Annotated in this window: 13 protein-coding genes; 6 read left to right on the top strand and 7 right to left on the bottom strand. The window is 59.2% G+C overall.

Annotated elements, in window-relative coordinates:
• Positions 1-2: 2 nt before the first annotated feature.
• From NLY43_RS25445 to NLY43_RS25420, 6 genes are all read right to left on the bottom strand, one after another.
• The gene (locus NLY43_RS25445; RefSeq protein WP_050589774.1) at positions 3-3,542 is read right to left on the bottom strand and encodes a S8 family serine peptidase; all 3,540 of its coding nucleotides are present in this window, start codon (positions 3,540-3,542) and stop codon (positions 3-5) included.
• A 93-nt stretch (positions 3,543-3,635) separates the two neighbouring features.
• Positions 3,636-4,136 carry a protein with peptidoglycan-binding domain protein gene (locus NLY43_RS25440; protein ID WP_156935518.1) on the bottom strand — a complete coding sequence of 167 codons (501 nt, stop codon included), beginning with the start codon at positions 4,134-4,136 and terminating at the stop codon, positions 3,636-3,638.
• Positions 4,137-4,360: 224 nt separating this feature from the next.
• Positions 4,361-4,867 carry a lysozyme family protein gene (locus tag NLY43_RS25435; protein ID WP_023713129.1) on the bottom strand — a complete coding sequence of 169 codons (507 nt, stop codon included), beginning with the start codon at positions 4,865-4,867 and terminating at the stop codon, positions 4,361-4,363.
• Positions 4,864-5,517, bottom strand: a complete 654-nt coding sequence (locus NLY43_RS25430) for an acyl-homoserine-lactone synthase (protein WP_286458799.1) — start codon at positions 5,515-5,517, stop codon at positions 4,864-4,866. The genes NLY43_RS25435 and NLY43_RS25430 overlap by 4 nt, the downstream gene beginning before the upstream one ends.
• Positions 5,518-5,731: 214 nt before the next feature.
• Positions 5,732-6,751 carry an alpha/beta hydrolase gene (locus tag NLY43_RS25425; RefSeq protein WP_023711013.1) on the bottom strand — a complete coding sequence of 340 codons (1,020 nt, stop codon included), beginning with the start codon at positions 6,749-6,751 and terminating at the stop codon, positions 5,732-5,734.
• A gap of 7 nt (positions 6,752-6,758) precedes the next feature.
• Positions 6,759-7,586, bottom strand: a complete 828-nt coding sequence (locus NLY43_RS25420) for a hypothetical protein (RefSeq protein ID WP_023711012.1) — start codon at positions 7,584-7,586, stop codon at positions 6,759-6,761.
• 980 nt (positions 7,587-8,566) lie between these two features.
• Between NLY43_RS25420 and NLY43_RS25415 the strand changes: the two genes are divergently transcribed.
• On the top strand, positions 8,567-9,343 hold the full coding sequence (locus NLY43_RS25415) for a hypothetical protein (RefSeq protein ID WP_023711011.1): 777 nt from the start codon (positions 8,567-8,569) through the stop codon (positions 9,341-9,343).
• 432 nt (positions 9,344-9,775) lie between these two features.
• On the opposite strand, the gene NLY43_RS25405 is transcribed toward NLY43_RS25415, so the two are convergent.
• On the bottom strand, positions 9,776-9,955 hold the full coding sequence (locus NLY43_RS25405) for a hypothetical protein (protein WP_023713310.1): 180 nt from the start codon (positions 9,953-9,955) through the stop codon (positions 9,776-9,778).
• A 316-nt stretch (positions 9,956-10,271) separates the two neighbouring features.
• Here NLY43_RS25405 and NLY43_RS25400 point away from each other — a divergent pair, with 316 nt between their 5' ends.
• From NLY43_RS25400 to NLY43_RS25380, 5 genes are all read left to right on the top strand, one after another.
• Positions 10,272-10,994, top strand: coding sequence for a phosphatase PAP2 family protein (locus tag NLY43_RS25400; protein WP_198025503.1), 723 nt, complete (start codon positions 10,272-10,274; stop codon positions 10,992-10,994).
• Between the two features lie 601 nt (positions 10,995-11,595).
• Positions 11,596-12,441 (top strand): trypsin-like serine peptidase, encoded by an 846-nt coding sequence (locus tag NLY43_RS25395; RefSeq protein ID WP_023711008.1) that lies wholly within the window; start codon positions 11,596-11,598, stop codon positions 12,439-12,441.
• A 453-nt stretch (positions 12,442-12,894) separates the two neighbouring features.
• Entirely contained in the window at positions 12,895-13,755 is an 861-nt protein-coding gene (locus tag NLY43_RS25390) for a hypothetical protein (protein WP_023711007.1), read from the top strand.
• Entirely contained in the window at positions 13,748-14,881 is a 1,134-nt protein-coding gene (locus tag NLY43_RS25385; protein ID WP_023711006.1) for a hypothetical protein, read from the top strand. Before NLY43_RS25390 ends, NLY43_RS25385 begins: the two co-directional genes overlap by 8 nt.
• Before the next feature lie 2 nt (positions 14,882-14,883).
• On the top strand, positions 14,884-18,948 hold the full coding sequence (locus NLY43_RS25380; RefSeq protein WP_023711005.1) for a trypsin-like peptidase domain-containing protein: 4,065 nt from the start codon (positions 14,884-14,886) through the stop codon (positions 18,946-18,948).
• Positions 18,949-19,212 lie beyond the last annotated feature (264 nt).

The raw sequence follows: 19,212 nt of genomic DNA, 5'->3' as shown, positions 1-19,212 counted from the left end.
CCCTAGGTCATGCCGTGAAGGAAGGCGAACGGCTCCCTGCCCGCCGGTGGCCCACCGAAATAGCAAGCCCGCAGGTTCTCGTTCATGCGGCTGCGATAGTCGCGTTGGGTCGCGATCCGGCCGGCGCCCATGAGTTTCTTGGTAACGACGTAGCGGACCGTAGTGGACTTGAGGTCGATAAGCAGCGTGCAGCCTCCGCGATAGCTGGTGCCATCGGGAATGGCTGGACGCCAGGTCTGGGTGATCTCGACGACAAGGTCGGTCTGGCTCTGTCCGTCTGGTCCGACACGGCGTGCCGGTCGTACCGAATGCACCTCGATGCCACCGATGGTGCCGTCAATTGAGATGCCGTCAGGAAGCAGGATGGATTTGGGACCAGTCTCGCGAACGAAACCGAGCGCCGTCAGTTGTTCATCCGAGACGTGCTCGCGGGAAACAAGCCAGGCGTGGAAGATCGCGGCGTTATGTTGCGATGCTTCATAGGCTTTCTCGCGGTCACCGTCCAAATTCCAGGTGAGTTCCATCTTGCCGAGCACGCTCGCAAGATTGTCAAGGCCCAGCACGGGCGGGTCCCATACCAGGTTGGCGGGGGATAGATGGCGAACGCCAGGTGGCAGAATCCCCCGGTCGCGGAAGGCAGCTGCGAAGGCCGTGCGGTATCCGCGCGGGTCGTCGGGTACCAGGTCGCGGTCGGCGGTTATGAGCGCCCTTAGGTAATCGCCGAAGGTGATGTCTACCGGCGGGCAATAATCGAGCGCCCGAACACACATAGCTAAAACCTGCCCGGCGACCTTGCTAGCCTCGTCGGCCATCCGGTCGGCAAGATCGACCGGAATTTCGCCAGGCGGCAGGATACCGGTGCCACTGGTTGCGAGGCGAATCAGGTCGGCTGTGCGTCCCTGATAGATGGAAAGAAAAGCGGCAAAAACTGCCGAAACCAGCACCGAACCGAGCGCGTGCGGCTCCTTGTCTGGATCGTAGTCGCTGCGCATGACCTTGGCGGGATTCCATTTGCCGTGCTTGTCAGTTCTACCGATTGCATCGCGCAACGCCCCATAATTGCCATTCATGGCCTGGCCGAACTCTACGGCAAGCTGACTCAGCAGACTTTCCTGCGACAGGTCACCCGCGGTCTTGCGAATTTGATGCTTCAGGGCCTCAGGCAGGTTGAAATGCTGGAACAGTGCGACGATGTCGGCGAACGCCTCATGAAAGGCCAGGACATCCGAATTGGTCGGCTCTCGAAACCGCCGGTGCAGACCATCGAGCAGAGCGTGAGTGGTTTCGTGTGCGATGACATCATGCGACAGCGCTGCGAAGTAGACTCCGTGTGGCAAGCCAAGGCCGGCGCTGTCGCCCGCCGCTGTAAAATAGCCAAGCAGCAGCGCCTTGCGATCTGGACTATAGAATGCGTTCGCGGCGCGGATGGCATGCGGATAGATCCGTAGTCGCTGGATGTAGCTGTCCTTCATGCCCTTTGTTTCGCCCGGTTGCGGCGCCCATAGGGCAGAGCGACCCAGCGCCCGCTCGAAACGCTCGACCGTCCGCATGGCGACTGCGTACGTCATCTGCTGGTGAAATTGTGGATCGCCCTCGGAGGGCGTCAGCCCGTCCTGCATCAAAAGGTAAGGGTGGTTGAGGTCAATCGGCGCGTATGCGCAGCGGCTCGCCGGATCGACATCGACTACTTCGATATATTCGCCCACCGGTCCCGGCAGCAGGTCTTTCTCCCATCGTACATCGATTACTGCGCGATTGATCGCTGCGGTGCCCATATCGGTGGCGAGCGACGGATCGACGGCAAATACTTGCAACCGACGGCGATCTGGCGGTCGGACCACAGGCGCCATTGCCGTCTCGAGTCGTTTCCTCGCGATCGCATCGCCGGGCGTTGGAGACGAGATTGGAGCGACGAGGGATACCGGTATTGACGTCCTGCCGCCGTTCTTCAGTGCCGTGCAAAGTGCCTTGGAGACACCCGGCTGCGCCATCAACGCGTCGGCAATGTTCAACTTGTCCCTCGGCGTCAGCGAACGCGGATCCACGGCGGGATCCGGGAGTAGGACCTCGACCGCGGCGGACTGCGAGAGTTGAAGAGCCTCGAGCTCCAGCATCCGGCGGCCGTGTGGGGGCACGGCACCGAAATCGCCGCCGGTAAGAACGTCCAAGAACGGGAAATTCGCACTGTCGGACGGCACCTTGACCAGGTCGGCAGGCCTCGGTGGCGCGACGCTTAATGCCGCAAGGGCCTTGAGTTCGCCGCGTCCTAGCCGAGCGGCATCCGGGCTGCCGGCAGCGGAACGAAACAAGGCCTGCCGCACCGCTTCTGCGCGCATCCAGTCTTGGCCATAGGCCGCCAGCTTGGCTGCATTCAACTGTATCCAGAGGGCAGCGGCCGCAGCAATTTGCGGCGTGGCCGAAGACGTGCCGTTCCCATCGAAATCGACGATTTCCGGACAGCCACGTCGGGCCCACGTGGTATTTGGCGTGCAGGCGGCGATGGCCGTTCCCATCTTGGAGGGCGGTCCGTAATTGCCAGCCATCAGACTTAGCGCCAGGTCGGCGTAGGCCCGGTGGTCCGCCATCACCCCGCAGGCGGCGACGACGCGGCCAAAGCGAGCCGGATAGACGATGTTGCGCGTAGGCAAGTTGGCGTAGTTGTTGCCGGCCGCGGTGACGATGAATACGCCTTGCTCATACAGGGCATTGACCGCCTCGGCCCAGGCTTGGGAAGCGAGCCCGCCCATGCTCATAGTGATGACGTGGACGAAGGTGGCTGGATTCGCCGACAGGCCGTGCACGTAGTCCAACGCTTGTGCGATGGCGCTATTGTAGAATAGCAGCACACTGTTGGCGACGCGGATCGGCACCACCTCAACCTCCGGTGCGCCGCCGAGGACAGAGAACGCACCGAACGCCTTGCCCGCGAGTAAGCCAAGTGTGCCGGTGCCGTGGCCTGGATTGGCGAGGCCCCCGCTAGTGCCACGATCGGTAGCGTCATTGGGCAGGTCTGAGTCGACGAAGTTGTGTTGGAGGGCAAGGTTCATATGTGCGGGGAGCGAATGATGGTCAGGGTCGTAGCCTGTATCGAGGTGGGCGACGCGTACGCGCCCGGCAGCGGCCGAGCCCACTTTCGCGAAGGCGTCATCGAACTGCGAAAACGCCCGCTTCCGCAACCAAAAGTTGTCAACACTGGTCGGGTAGGACGTGTCCTGCTTGGTCGCGTTGCTGCAGCCTCCAGCGAGCGCGAGCCCCGTTGCTTTTTGGTCCCCGGCTAGCCACCGCTGCTGCAGATCCGGTTCCGCGAACTCAATACCGGCAGCCAGACCGAACTCATCCGAAAGTAGTTGGTGGCAGGCGTCCCACGGATTGTCGCCGCGATCATCCGAAGACAGAACATGCCATGCGACGCCTGCAGCTATTCCTTGGCCGGTCTGAGATCCAATGTTACGAAATAGCGGTACAGCTTGGTATTTCCGCTGCGCAAGAGTCAGTGTCTGTCCGGCAATCGTGGAGTTCGCCTTAACCAACAGTCGCAGCATTGCCAGCTCCATCCTGTCTGGATACCCTCAATCGCGATCCACAAGTTGGGACGGTCCAGACAACTGCTGAATCGCAATTGTTAGACTTCGCTCCTAGCTCCATACAACGAAGTCCTTCCCCGCGTAGTTCCGGACTCGCTCCAACGCCTCGTAGCCGTTGGAACTGCCATTATCATTCGAGTTCCCCTCACAGGTATTGAAGGTTGTATCGCCAGCATCAGAGACAATGCCCATGTGCGACCAGTGCGACGGATTCGCCCGAACGAGAAAGAAACTGCCTGGGCGAATCCTCGCCTTGCCGGCTGTGGTTTTTGCATCCTTTTCGCTCAGAAAGTTTCCTGCAGCCTTGGCACGGTCAACGACCGTATCTACGCCGACGGCACTCTTCATCGGCGCCTTCTGCTTGAGCAGATAACTCGCCTGATACAGTATGAAGAAGCTGAAACCCGCACACCAGAGCCACTCTGGGCCCTCCTCACCATCCATGTACATTCGAACCCAAGGACCACTATTTGGGCCGCCGACTTCGACCGGATCTTGCCGGATATGCTGGCGTGCCACAGCTACCGTTAGTGCTCCGAGCTTGCGATCCACGGAGCCCGAAGCCGGCCAAACAGAGGCGCTCCTGAACCCACCTCGCCTGCTTCTTTGGACCGCCAAGCCCGATCGGCGCCGCAAGGTCAAGTTCGACGGCGAGATTGCCCGGCAGATAAGCGCCCGGTGCGAGGCTCTTTGGAGCAGTCATGATTTTCAACCTCTGGTGCGCTATTCGAATTCCCTTGGGCAGTAGACGAAGCCGCGCCGCCGACCGCTGTCACCTAACCTCGGAAGGTATCGCTCAGACCGCGTGTCAGTTTGTTCTGTACTCTCGCTGCCGCTTCGCCCTTAGTCACGGTACCATCTTTGTTGCTGTCCAGACCCTTGTTTTGCTTGTACTGGACCGTCGGCACCTTGAACATTACAAAAGCTTCGGCCTTGCCAACGGCTGCCGGCCAGAGGATCGCCATGTACACGTCGGATAATGTCTTGAGCCTGCCTTTTTGCGGCTTAAAATACTGCGCCACATAGTCGAGTTGACCGACTTCGGTCATCGCTGCAAGTTTGCCGGTAGTTGTGCCCAACCCCTTTGCCGTGCTGGGCATGAACTGGATCAATCCGGTCGCGCCGCTCACTTTGTTTACGGTGTTCGAGCGAAAGCGTTCGCCTGTCTCGAAGGCCATACACGCCATCAAAAAGCTCGCGTCACAGCCCAGCTCATCACAGATCGTGATCACCTTGTCCTTAAATGCGGCGCTGACTTTCTTTCCGAAGGCTATCTCGGTCATGTTCTCCTCCCCATTTCGGCCTTCTCAACAAACGGCAGCTGCGTCCCTCGCCGCAAGAGAAGTGAGTGATTGATCCCGAGGATCTTTCGGACACTGGCCAGCGCCGCCTCATTCACTTCGATATAAGCCACGATGTACCACTCACCGTTTTCTTCCCTTGCCATGCCCATCGGCTCGGCCCGCCATTTGAGCGCGCCATGGTGCGGCATGAAGTAGGTTTCCTGGATGCCCCCGACAGCGCTGAGGCCCTCATCGACAGCGTATTCCATCACGGCGCAGCAAAGTTGCGTCAGCGTGCCCCGCAGTCCGGTAGAGCGCTTGTCAGGAACAACGAAGGTGCGTGTCCACTCGGCCCAATCCGGGCGCTTCGGGACCCCTGATATCTCGCACATGTGAGGAAAGACTTCCGAGACCATATGCGGTTCGCTGGTCGGGATCAGCCGCGCCGAGGTCACAACCCGGTCGTCTTCGATACCCAGGAGATACGTCGCAGCATCGGTATCGAACTGGTCTAGTTCGCGACCATCCGGGCTTGGCGGCCGCCACCGCTTCTGGTGCACAAAAAAATCGTGCCGACGGCGTAGAAATTCGTCGAACTCATTTTCATAGAGATGTCTGTTCTGCGCATTGACGACATGAGCCGCAATCATGGCGCGATCCCCCGATCGTTATAGGGGGATAGTTGCAGTCGTCCTAAAGTACGTCACCTGTCCGATCGGACAGTTGACGCGTTTAGGGATGGATCAAACGTCGCCGCACCGCCTCAACGACAGCTTGCCCCCGCGCACCCGGGCAGTTCGCCACGACCTGCTTTCGACCATCGCTCTGCTTCAGAGGCCGGCCTTGCCGGCTATCGAGACATTTTCACTTTTGGGGCTGCCTTTGTTCGAGAATCCGCTTCTCGTAGTTCACAACGTATGGATTAGCGGTCGCACACCGATGCCCGAGAGCGGGGCAGTTCCCAACTTCCGCAGAATCCATCCGAAACACGCTAAAATTGCGCGACGCTACGATACCGTGGTTCATCAGTTCTGCCCCCGTTGCTTGGCCCGCTCTCGCGCCTCCAAGCGCGAACAACCTGGACACCAAAAGCAATTTGTCCTTCCGGGATGTCATGAGTACCACGCGGTCCGAGACCCCAAGCGCACCCGGCAGTAAAGTTCGAAAGACGTCCACGTCTACGTCCGGTGAGGCCAGGATCACTGTCCCCACCCGCCCGGCTGGTTTGCCTCGCACCTCGCCTTCCATTTTCAACCGGTTTAGAGCCTCAAGCACAATCCAATTGCCCATGCTGTGCGCCATGAGATCAACCGGGCGCGACAAATGTGAATCCAAAATGCTCCTAAGAAGATTAAAGTACGCGCCTCGTGCGAACGACGCACTGTCCAGATCATATGAGTGAGCGAACATGCTTCCCTTGGAAGGCCATGAAAAAAGAATCGGAATAGTCTTCAAGCACCCATCCAGATAGAAGTATCCAACCCTAAATGCAGACTCCTGAAAATCTTCATTGAATCCATGCGTATATAGAAGAACAGAGCGGTTGCGCGCACGCGCCTTAACTTCTTGCAAAAAATCAGCCGAATCCTTGTATGTGATGAGAGAAGCTATCTTAAAGTCGCTGGTAATGGTACCAAAACTGCGCTTACGGGTCGTCGGAAGATCCAGCCTAACCATCCCATAGGTAAGCCGATCTGACCGCGAGCTATCAGGCAGCACCTCGGGTGCACCGGCCGCGATCCCTCTGTCAGTCACGAAAAACAGATCGACCTGCGCGGTATCAGACTCTGGCACACACGAAAGATCGGCTACCTTAGGCAGCCCTGCAGCGCATCCAACCGAACTCAGCACAATCCAGCACAGAAACACAAAGCGCCACATCATGGGCGCACTACCCTGATTGGGCTTGGAGGAGATGGCTGACTGCATCCAGCACGGGAGTCGCGAGCGCCGGAGCGGCCACAGTCAGAATAGCGGTTACCGACGCAACTGGGGCGAATACGAGTCCTTGCTTGGCAAGATACTCTTGGCGTTCGGACTGCGTACCCTCAGGTAGGCTGATCTCTGAGAACGCTGATACGTCGCGGGTCCAGCTGAAGAAGGGCGGCAAGAAGGCCGCGAGCATGACCCCTGTCGAACTAGCACCCCAATAGTTCGCCAGAGATGTGGCTAGCGGCAGCAGAGCCTTCCGACCATCGCTGGAGAGAAAGTCGAGCTGCCATTGGATTAGGGTTCTTGTAATTACCACTGTTAATACCAGAACCACCGCCACAACAATCATGAGTGCCTTGAAGTCATAAAGCCGCCGACGGAGAACTGGAGCAACCAATTCGTCGGCGGCCGCTTGGACGGATAGAACCGACAGCGCAACCACAACGACTATCGTGGAAAAAATCCCCGCGCCGACATTCCATTGTATGATTCCGAGAGCAAGTGATCTTACGGACTCTGAAAGAAGGCTCTCCTTCACCAATTCATCGATGATTGGTCTCACGATTATCTCACGAGTGCCTTCCTCGTGCCTGAGACCGTACACGAGCAGCAGTCCAGGAAGGGCGCCGAGAAGGTATAGGCACACGTTTAATGGAAACTGGGCCCTTCGACTGATGACGATAAACGACAGTATGGCCGCGATTATTGCAATGAAGAGAAGAAGGGCACTTGGAATGGTAAAATCAAGACGACCGGAGAGGTCCAGGGCCTTGGCAGTAAGTTTCATCGAGTCTGCAGAGGCACTTCCATCAGGTGGGAAGTAGTCAGACGATAGCAACGCATGCGTAATCGTCAAAGGCTGCATGGACGTTGCGGGCGCGAGACTCGTCGTCTGCCCTGATGCGTCTCCTGGAATGTGAGCGAATTCATAGCGCACCAAGGGACGCACGACAGTCTTAAAGATGCCAAAGTAAAAGATTGGAGGCAGGAGGAGACAAGCCAAGGCGGGCCAAAAGCGAACAATCCAACTTGTTCGGCTTGACACGCGCGTCCGCGCATCGGGCGCGTAGCCAAACCGCTTTGTGGAACACATGGTCTGCCCCCGCTGACGTTCCCTATGAATTGTGCATCAAAATTGATCGGTGCGCTAGTAGATTGCCGAACTCATGCATCCTTGTGGAGATTTCCCATGACCTCGGGGTTGTGGGAGTCTTCGGGATCCGTACAGCATCACAGTCTGTTTAAGCCATCATCGATGCTTGAAACAGCCTCCAGAAGCAGGTCTGGCGCGTCTGGATTGTGCTAGCGACGGCGACGAGCGGGGTACCGCTCAGTCGAGATTCATGTCAGGAAAACTGCCGGCGCGGATCGCTAGACCAGCAGAAGATGCTATCGGGCGTGGCGCGGCTGAGCATTGCACCCTCGCGAGACCGAACGCAGCTGATGGGCAGTTGTCAAAATATTGGATCAGGGGTTAGCGCGTAAGATCGACAACTTTCAACAGCCCGCTAGGAGCGCACTTGCGAATATGCTAATATTCGGAAAGCTAGTGGGAGGAAAGCATGTCAAGACAATACTTTTCACTCTCTTGCCTGCTTCTGTTAATTTACACAATTAACGCGAGCGCGGAGGACAAGTGCCGGGCTACTGACATATTGCGGCCAAATGTGGTCAAATATGATACATCTATCCTGACTTTTCTTGCGTATAACAATATTGTCGATCAGTTGGTTAAGAGGGGTCAATCGGCCGGAGTTGGGGTCCGGTATGACGGTCATGATCTCGTCTTATAGCGATGCACAGAACATCGCGTCCATGTATAGCTCTCGCACCAACACCGCTTTGTCCCAAGACGCTAGTGTTTCTCTGATATCCTCGGAGATTCCGACGAATGCGCGCAAGGCGTTTCGCGATTGCATTGGCGCCGCTGCTAGTGACATCGAAATAGTTTTAAAGCCAGTCGCCTATAACAAACAGTCTTTCCAAGGCACAATCGAATGGCATCCAACTTATACGGTCGAGATCACAGAAGCAGAAAAGAATGAGAGAGAGGTAAGTATAGTCACAACAAACGGTACCGTTGGGTACGGCAAGAAGGTTAAATTGCGACCAAATCAGAATACTCTGTTTCAAATTGAGCGATTGAACCTTGACTTACCTTTCTATATGACAGCCTACATCGATAAGCGGTCGAGCGAGGAGTTGGAGCTTCCTGCGCGACCAAAGTCAACGATTGCTATTGAATTGAGGACGCTCACTACGGACCTCTTCCGAAACGGCCCCGAAGCGGCAAATTGGGGACCGTTCTGCGTTTATCCGCAGAAGGGAGGAATGCTGCTGCCATCGACTGCGGTTCCGACGAAGTCTGGTGCAGGATACGATTTTGATCGACGAACTAAAGTTAAGATTTCATCCATCCGTGCGCTCGAAGCGTGTATAATTGTGCACTCGGACGGCGTGCCCGACTCCGTAGAGAAATATGAGCGCCAAGTTCAAGGCACTCTCTCAGTTGCCGAGGCCTTTGTACAGGAACTCAAATATTGATGGAAGCGTCGGAATGTTCTGGAGCCTCCAGGTTGTTCTGCCCTAGTCCATAACGGAGTTTTACCTGAAGGTCCTCCAGGGGCATCGAGGGCAAGACACCGGCGACCTCTGTCCAACGGGTAGCTGATACAAGACCCGTTATGAGCTCGTTGGCTGGACACATGAGGTACGCGGCTGGTGCCCAGGTAGGTGCACCAACTTGGACTCGCGGGGAAGACAATCGACTTAAGCAACTGAAATATAACGTGTTGACCTCTTTTCTCCGGTTCGATTTGACAAACTTGTCCGGCATCAGGAGTCTCATCCGGGTTCCGAACCCCGTGGAGCGTGACGTGCCAATCGGCAAGATGGTTCACGCCATCGTCGACAACCAGGCCACTCACAAGCACACCAAGGTGATGGCTGGGCGGCGTCCGCGCTGGAGCTTTAATTTCACTCCCACCTCGGCCAGTTGCCGCAACGCCGTGACGCCTTCTTCGCCATCCTCACCAGCGGTGCCCCAAGCGCGACGTCGTCGATCTCCAGGCCGGCATCAATCGCGCCGTCGGCAGCAAAGCCTTCGCCCGGATCGCCGATGTAGACCAAATACTCGCCGCCACCAATCGTGGGCATCAAGTGCCAGATCCAATCCACCAAGAACGAGCATTTCTAGCCGGAAGTATCCGTCGCACTGGTAAGTCTACCGCTATCTAAGACGACCTATCCCATCGAAGGATTAAAGGGGTTCGGCATAGGCGCTCGCCCAATCTCCATGGACCGCGAGCTTCAAGGCTAGGGACGGCAGCAATTTGGAGGAGTTGCCTGCGGGACCACATCGTTGCGTGCGTAAGGAAAGGTGCGCCGCGCATGTCCTTCCTTCGTAATCGCCCAACATCCTTGGAGAATCTTGCCCTTCGAAGAGCCGCTTTTGTGTTGTATTGGAATGTGCATGCAGACGGTCGGTCACCACCGCGCAACGTTCGCGAGCAGTCGAATCTCCAACGCCGGCTTTTTGGCGGTCGTTGCGATCTGCGCAGTTTCCCTGCTTACCTTCGGGTTTTTGGTGGCAGAGATGCGTCTCGACCAGATTGCAGAAGTTGACAAGCGTCTCCTGCTCTCGCTGCGGAACCCTTCTGACCTGTCTAATCCTCTGGGACCGGTTTGGTTCGGGGAGATGGTGCGAGATTTCACGGCGCTCGGCAGTACCGGCGTCCTTGTCTTCGTCACTGCAGCCGGAATTGGTTATATGTACGCGCAAGGCATGGTAAAGGAAGGCGTATATCTCCTGCTCGTCGTCGCAAGCGGTAGAGTCACAGACATACTGTTGAAGTATTTTGTGGCCCGCCCTCGACCAGCCATCGTACCTCATATAGTGACAGAAACCACAACGAGCTTCCCTAGTTCTCACGCAATGATGTCTGCTGTTGTTTATTTGTCAATTGCAGTAATAGTTATCTCTGACACAAATGCAAGGAAATTCGCCAAGGTATACTTCCTTTCCGTCGCCATTCTCCTTACGTCTGTGATTGGCGCTAGCAGGGTATATCTTGGTGTTCATTGGCCGAGTGACGTGCTAGCGGGATGGTCAGTCGGGGTGTTTTGGGTAACCGCTTGTTGGATTTTGAAGCTCCTGGTCCCACGTTCGATGCAACGGCAAAAGGAACGCTCATGACCTGCTGTCCATCCCCGAGGCCGGCCTGTTAAGGCTAGGCAGTCTCTAGGCCAGGTAATCTTTCGCCTCAGTGCCATTCGCCGTTCGACAGAAGGCCGCGAAGATGCAAAGGGCCGAACACAATCACGCCAAAGGAATACATCGGCTTCAATGCCGCGCGGAACCAAGATCGCTATTTAGCCTCCCCCTCGCAGTAGGCTATAAGGAACAACAGGAAATCGCCCTAATAATGAGGCGCTAAGAAGGGCGAGGCTGCATGTTTGATTTCGGGACGTTGCGCTTACTCGCTTACCCTGAACGCCGAAAGTTGAAAGCGGTTCTTCAATGCGGGCCTCACGATGTAGCGATCCTCCGCCGCGAACCCCGACAGGCTGGCAAACGCGACCCCTAGCTAGGTGGATTTTGCTTTAATGAGCTCCTCGGGTCATTTTACCGAGGAAGCTAACGTGAATCAGAGCTCTTCCCATAGCGGATTACTGATCCAGACCTCCTCTACAAGCGCCGCAATTCGGCTGGAGGCGCGAGACAGAAAGTTCGAAAAGCTTCCAGGAACCCCAGTCAATATGCTCCGGCCCATGACCGCCGGGTTCGGTCAAAAGACTTGGCCGATCCGGTCATTCTCGCGTCGACACCGGATGGTGGCTATTTCTCGACCTTGCCGCGAGCCCTGAGGCCACCAACGGAAGGCTACGGAACGCAGGGAAAGCCGGAAGACGTCATCGGTATCGACGACCGGGTCCAAGTTGCCGATACATCGGTGATTCCGTGGCGCTGCATCTGCCACCTCGAAATCACCTATCAATCTAGCCAAGTGGGTTTCGGCACTGGATGGTTTGCCGGTCCACGCACGATCATTACCGCCGCCCACTGCCTGTTCACACGCGGTGAAGGCGGGCAGACGGCCGACCAGATTAGAATCGTTCTAGGACGCAACGGCCGGCTCGCCCCTTACGGCTATGCGCTGGCGACGCAGTTCAAATGGGCACCGGGCTGGGAGAAAGCCAAGACTGACCGGGACGCTGCCGCCCACGACTACGGCGCCATCTTTATCGACAAAGATTCCGACGTCAACGGCGCGCCTTTCGGCGACCGCATCGGCTATTTCGGTATGCGATGGTATGCCTCTGACGAGGAGGCCCAACTCGACATGTCAATTGTCAATACTGCGGGCTACCCGCATGAAGCGACCAAACCCTACGGAACGATGTGGTTCAACGCAGGGCGAGTTCGGATACAGAAGACTGGCAAGCCAGCCCCGCAATTCCTCGAATACATGGTCGACACCACCGGCGGCCAGAGTGGCAGCCCGGTCTTCGTCCTCGACTCTAAGAACAACCAGCGTCTTGTCGTTGCGATCCATACGACGGGAAACTTCGTCAACCGTGGCGTCAGGCTGACCAAAGAAGTGTTCGAAACACTGTCTTCCTGGGTCGGTCCAGTGGGGTGACTGGCGAGTAGGCAAAGAAAAATAGGGCAGAAGGCGCGCGACAGATCCTCCTAGTCGCGACTTATCCTGTCCAGAGGCTCAAATTCTCGTGGGACCCAAGACCTCGATGATTGCCTCCAACACTCCGCTGCCACCGCAACTGCACAGAGGCGGCGCGCAACAAGGACAGCCCGAATGAATGTCTGAAATTGGGTCCGGAGCCTGTCTGTCTGCTTTTAAACGCGAAAGCAGCTGAAGCGGAGATCCCAATCGACGGTTCCCCTGTCAAACTCCGACCCAACCCGGAGATGCTAGGTGCTCCGCGCATTTCCCAGAACTTGACGTTCAGCACCGACGAATTGACCACTGCGCCTGAGGGACGGCTTCTACATCGGTTAATCTCGGAAACCACTGTTCCTGGTGATCGCGACTTAGTGTAGGCTCGTTCGCCAAGTGCAACCGTGGGGGGGGCGGGTGAGCCAGCGTTCCGAGCGCGACAAATTAACTCTTGGCGCCGCGTGGGCCGACCGCCCGCCGCTTCGGCAATGGGGGTTCATTGGCTGGAGCGTCAGCGTCGTCTGGGCGTTCGCGGGTTTCACGATCCTGTTGCCGGCCTGCGCATCTGCGCAAGCCCGGCCATCTTTCTGCGACCAGGTTCCCGATTCCATGCTCACCGGCCTCCAGGCACCGTACGAGGTGCGTGCTGACAATGCGGGAAAGCCCTACTGCGAGGGCTTGCTGGTCAAGCCGATCGCCTTGGTCGCGCCGAGGGTTGTCTCGGTGAAACAGGCGCAGCCCGGCCCCAATCTGTTTCCCCGCAAAGCGACAGCGACCCTCAGTTGGTGCGACAAGTCCGGAATGGCGGTACATCTGAGCTTGCGCTCCACCGTCGTGCCCTTCTTTGGACTCGACGCCATGGAACAAGACCCATTCACTTGGTCGACTGACGTCATCGCAATTTGGCAACCGGATTGGACTCGGCTCTCAGCGCTGGCCACGCGAATCGATACACAACAAGGGCAAACCTACACAGTCTCGATACCGCTGAGAGTGGGCCCGGGCTACGACAACTCCTATGCTTTCTTAATCCACTCGCAGCTCCCAACCTCGTTCAACAAGGCCCTCATTGAGCCCGTCTCGCCCGCAGGGCCACCAACGCTCGTGGATATCGTGATGTCGGGGGGGCCGTCCCAGGACACGTCCGCGGTGTCCCTGACCTTCGCCGACTACGCCGCTGGCATCTATCGCGTCACGTTCGAACAGACCGCAGTCGGCGCGGGCCTTACCACACAGCCTATTCTTCTGCTGCACCAAGACTGCGGGACCCATGGATAGTTCACCGTCCGGCAACACGTCGCGAGACCGCTCGCGCGCCGCGCTCGACGCACTGCGCCGGGCCAGAGCCGACCTGATTGGAAAGCTGCGGCAACAAGTTACGAGCGGTGAGGCGCCATCGCCAACGAGCCTCGCACGGCTCACCCACCTCGACGAGGTCTCCAAGGCGCTAAAATCGCTAGAGCCCAATCGAAAACGGGCCACGGACCTGGTCGCCCTCGGCGTGGCCACGCTAGTGCTCCTAGCGCTATGCCTCATTCGACTGCCGCACGCCCCTCTCGATGTCACGCTGCGCGCCACGTCCCTCAAGTTCGATCTTCTGCCAACCACGACCACGACGCTCCTCCCGGGAGAGGCGGGGCAGACCCTCTCGCTCGGACAGGCCGTCGTATCGGGCGTTGAAGACGCCTCTCCGGGCGACGCCGCGCCTGGCGGACGGCTCGAACTCAACGCGGAGACGGTGGACGGCGACAAGACGGCCGGCGCCAAGCTCGACCCGTCCGTCCGCCTCTATGCAATCCAGCTGTCACCCGACGCGAAGTTCTCCGTCCATACGAGGATTGCCTACTCCGGAGACACGCGAGGCCTCGATATCGCCGCCGAAGGCGCCTCTCCAATCGAGGCGGACTTCGGGCGGCTGATTCGCGTAGGCGCACCCGGTCAGCCACTGACCGTGAGCAACAGTGCCATTCAGCAGGTCTCCGTTCGCGGTAAAACGCTGCGGTTTGCGCTCTACCCCGCCGAAAAGCAGAGCGACCTTGCCGTCTTTCGCAACACAGCGATCTCAAGCGTCTCTTTTGAGGAGGCCGGCGATCCCACGATCCTGAGCGGAGTGGCTGACGTTGGCGACGGCGGGCAGAATTTCCAGCTGCGCCCCAGCGACCTACTGACCGTGCGTAGTGCCAAGCCAATGATCGTGCGCGCGCTGAGCCTCCAAGACGGCCAGTTGAACTTTATTATGTCGGCGCCAGAAGCGACCGTCCTCCGCCTCGGCCGCGATTCCCCAAAAGACCTTCGCCCGAGCTTGCTGCAATGGCTGCTCTTTCATTGGCCCAACGAGCTCTACGCGACCGTCTCAGCGGCGGTCGCCGCATGGCTTGCCGTTCGACGGTGGTGGGAAACCTGACGATGTCGTTGCGACCCCTCACGCTCATCCTCTGCGCCGGTTGGCTTGTTTTACAGCCCGCCGCCCCAAGCCTCGCGCAGAAGCTCGCGTCTGAAGCGCGAGGCTCGGCGCTTTCGCAAATCGTCATGGTGACACCCGAAGGTGGCGGCTGTGGATCGGGGATCATCATCGGCTTCGACGAGAAGACCATCTACGTGGCTACCGCCGATCATGTGGTCATCGATCCCTCGACCGGCGCGCAGGTCAACATCTCAGCCAAATTCCTCGGCGTTTCAGATCCGCGACCGGCGACGACCTTCAAGACCAGCGAGCCAAGAGGTTCCGGCGACCTCGCCGTCATCATGGTGCCGCGCGACGCCATCCTCGATAAATACCTCAACGGACTGAACTTCTCGATGCTGCCGAGCTCGGCCTCGCCCGCCGTGAACGGGGCGGTGAACAGCATCGGCTGCTGGGGCGGATCGTCCTGGGCGTCTGGGTCGGACGAAGTGCTATTCGCCGCCACGCAGGACAACCTCCGCGTCCATTCGACCGTCAATGAGGGCCAGTCTGGCGGCGGGCTCTTCAGTGCGGCGTGGGAGCTGATTGGCATGCCACTCGACGTGAGTGTCAACGAGATGGTCGCGCGGCCAATCGATTCGATCCTTCGCGATGTCCGCACCTGGGGCGTTCCCGTGGCGCTCAAGCCTCGATCGGCGAAGGATCGCGTCATGGGCGCGGACGACCTAGCACAACTAGTCCTGCGGCGTGAACGCTCCCAGACCCTCGCAACCCAGTCCAACTCCATGCGCGCCGCCAATCCGATGCGCGCCCTCATCATCGGCGCCGAGGCGGTCAACCAAACCCGCGCGGATGGGTTCGTCCTCGCGCCAGCGCGAGAAGCCTTGACGGGCGCTCAGCTGGGCATCGGCGGCTTCGGCTTCGCCGGAGGCGACGGGGAGCTTGATCCCGTCGTGATAGATTCGAGCGAGAAGCTATTGGCGACGGCGTCCGACACCGGTGCCATTCGAATTTGGAAACTGGCCGGCGGGGCGCCGCCGGAATTCGTCAAGGTGCTACAAAAACTCGATCGATCAGGTTTTACCGACCTGGCCTTCGACAAGAGTTCGACGCAGATCATCGCCCTAACTCGGGACCCAAACACCTCCGCGGGGTCTGTCTGGTCCTGGCCACTGGACACGCCAGACCGCGAGCCACAGCCACAGGTCACCCCCCTGTCCGCGATTGCTGGGGCCGCCACCGCCATTGGCGTTTCCGCCTCGGGTGATACACTCGCGGTCGCGGACGCCCGCGGGTCTGTAAGCCTCTTCGCCTTCGCCAACGGTCCGTTGAAGCCGGCCTTCCGCACGCTCCAAATTCCTCCAGGCCATCTCGTCGATCACCTCCGGTTTTCCCGCGACGGCGCCGTCCTCATGGCCAGCTCCACCAAGGCCTGGGCCCTCATCTGGAACTTGGCGGCGGCGGCGCCGGCACCCGTGGCCGCATTCGACACCGGTCACACGCGCCCCGCTTTCGGCCCGCCCGACCTCGACTTGCTCGATCTCACCGATGATCACGCCTTGCTCCTGACCGGCAGCTCAGTTTGGTTGCCGGACTCCTCCGTCGCCGACCCAGTGTTAAGGGTCTGGACGCTGGACCACCTCGCGCCGAGCGGTGCGCCGCTGGCGCTCGACCAGGCCGGGCCGTCAGATCCGAACAAGGCGCTACAGAACGCTTTCTTCCTCCCGAACCAACATGCCGCAGTGGTCGTCACGCTGAGCGGCCACATCAAGACGTGGGATTTCTCAAACCAGCCAACGGCCGCGCTGAGCCCGACCTTCCAAGTCAAGCTGCCGGGCATTGCGTACTCAAGCAGCCTGACAGCCGACCGGCAGTTCCTCGCAATCAGCCAAGGCGCGACGGTTTCTGTCGTCCGGGTCGCCGATCTCCAACGGTCGGCCACTCCCGCGTTTGCGACCTTCCGCGGCTTCGACAATCAAGCCGGAAATGTGCGCCTCAGCTTATCGGGCCGGTATTTGTTCGCCTCCGGGATCGGCCGTGACGATCGGCTCTGGGACCTCACCAAGATCGACCCCCTCGCACCGTCGGCGTCGATCGCACCAAGCCCCTACGCTGAAGTGCAAGCCCTGAGGCTGTCCGACAGTGGCAGGCTTGTGGCCGTCGCTAGAGGCGAGTCGCTCGAACTCTGGAGCATCGCCGACCCTGAGCGACCCGCCCGCCTGTATACGCTCAAAGTCGATCCGAAGATTCTCAAGACAGGCTCTGAGGGCGACTGTCCCGGGTGCCACGTCATGATGTCGCCGGATGACAAGTGGCTCGTCGTTCAAGCCTCAGAAGGCAAGCAATGGCTGGCAATTGAAATTGCGCCGGCGCACGGCGGTCGACGGCAGTTCACTCTTCCAATGCCTATTTTGTCGAGCTCTGTTTCCTTTAGCCCGGACGGACGATTGCTGGTCATCGACGGCGAGAACGACACAAACATCGCCTACGACCTCCACGCCTCGAAGCTATCGCCGATCGTGGTCAACAAGCCGAACTATTTCGGATCGCCCGCCTTCTCCCCAGACGGGCGCTGGATCAGTTTCTATCGCGACGCCGAATCCAGCGCCTACGCCCGCAGCAACGAGGTGGGTTTCATTGCGCCGGTCGATGCGCTGGGCGACCCCTCGAAGCGCATCAAGTTTACGGGATTCCGGGGCGGCGTCGGGGCCGTCGTGTTCTCACCCGATAGCCAGTGGGTCGCGATTGCAGGTGCCGCCAAGACGCTCGCCCACGAACAGGACGACTGCACGGTCCAGGTCTTCCGAGCCGACGGCGCGACTTGGCGCAAAGTCGCAGACCTGACGCCCCTCGAATATTCCGCGCTCCGGCTAGAGTTCAGCAAGGACGGCCGATGGCTGTTCACGGGCTCGGCTGATGTGACGCTCGGCGATCACAACGTGTCGTCCCGGATCTGGGATTTGCGAGGGCCCCTGACCCCCGACTCCGGCCAGACGCTCGATGGGCTCATCTGGAACGACAAACTCGCCGCCTTCAGCCCCGACTCCCAGTGGCTAGTGACAGTCTCGGGCGCGGAATCATACGGCCGGTTGTGGAGCCTGAAGGACGGCAAGCTTCAGATGGCCACCAAGCTGACCGGCCCGAAGCCCGACCTAAACAACCATTGGAACGTCGCCTTTAGCGCCGACGCAAAGGCGCTCGTGCTTTGGACCATTGATGATACGACGCCCTTCCTGTGGACTCTCACAGACGCGGAGCCCGCGGAACTGGGCACGGCGCTTCCAAACGGCGACCTATCGATTGAAGATGTTCGTTTTTCGCCAACCGGCCGCGCGCTCACCATCTTGAACTCGAACCTGTTCGGCACGCCGGGTGCGGAATCCGCGCACGTGACTTTTGTGGACTTGAAGGCCTTTCCTGAGGAGGACGCTTACGCCGTGCTCCCGGCCAGTTCCGGCGGGCCGTCCTACAGCTACCGGGAGGACCTCGGTCTCGTAGTCTCCTTGGGCGACAAGGTCGTCGTCGCTCCCACCGACCTTGAGGCGCAGTTAGACCGCGCCAGCCTCGTCGCGGGCCGCAACCTCACCTGGGAGGAATGGGTCAAGTCACCGCTGCGAGGCGCCTACCATCCGACCTTCGCTGCGCTACCGGTCGGCGCCGATGTTCTCAAGGCGCTTTCTCCGGATGTCGGAAACCTGATCGCCAGCGGCCGTCCGACCGAGGCAACTCAGCTCGAACGGGATCTGGTCGGGTGGGCTCTTTCGCTGGACGACGCCGAGGCCTGCAATGGCCTAGCCTGGGACCTCGCCGCAGTGAAGGACATCGCCGACGCGACGATGCTCTCAAATTGCGCTCTGAGACAGGTGCCCAACGACCCCAACTACCGCGATACACATGGTCTCGTGCTCGCGCTCTCAGGCCAGCGCGAGGCCGCCATCGAGGAATTCAACTACTTCATCGCACACACCCGAGGTGTTGAACGTTTCGCTCACGCGATTGCCATCCGCCAAGCCTGGATAGTGGCCTTGCGATCCGGACAAGACCCCTTCGCGGACAACCCACACTAGGCCGCGCCCGAGGCGACTGCCCCAAGGCGGGCTAGGGAGCGTGATCTTTTTCAGTGTGCGGCCGACCCAAGCAGCCTCTCCGGCCCGATCGGACAAAACAGTTAGAAGGCGAGGGAGATCCTGCGCGACTGGAGTGGTGCGGTCAGCGCCCAAGTCCCCTGAGGCGCGACCCAGAAAGTTCGAAAAGCTTCCAGGAACCCCAGGCAAATTAGACGCCGCATCGGACAATAAGGATCACGGACATCACAGCGAACGTTCGCAATG

Origin of the sequence: Mesorhizobium sp. C416B (assembly GCF_030323165.1) — a bacterium.
Taxonomy (GTDB): domain Bacteria; phylum Pseudomonadota; class Alphaproteobacteria; order Rhizobiales; family Rhizobiaceae; genus Mesorhizobium.
Note: the sequence above shows the minus strand (reverse complement) of the source record. Positions and strands in the feature narration are given on the sequence as shown.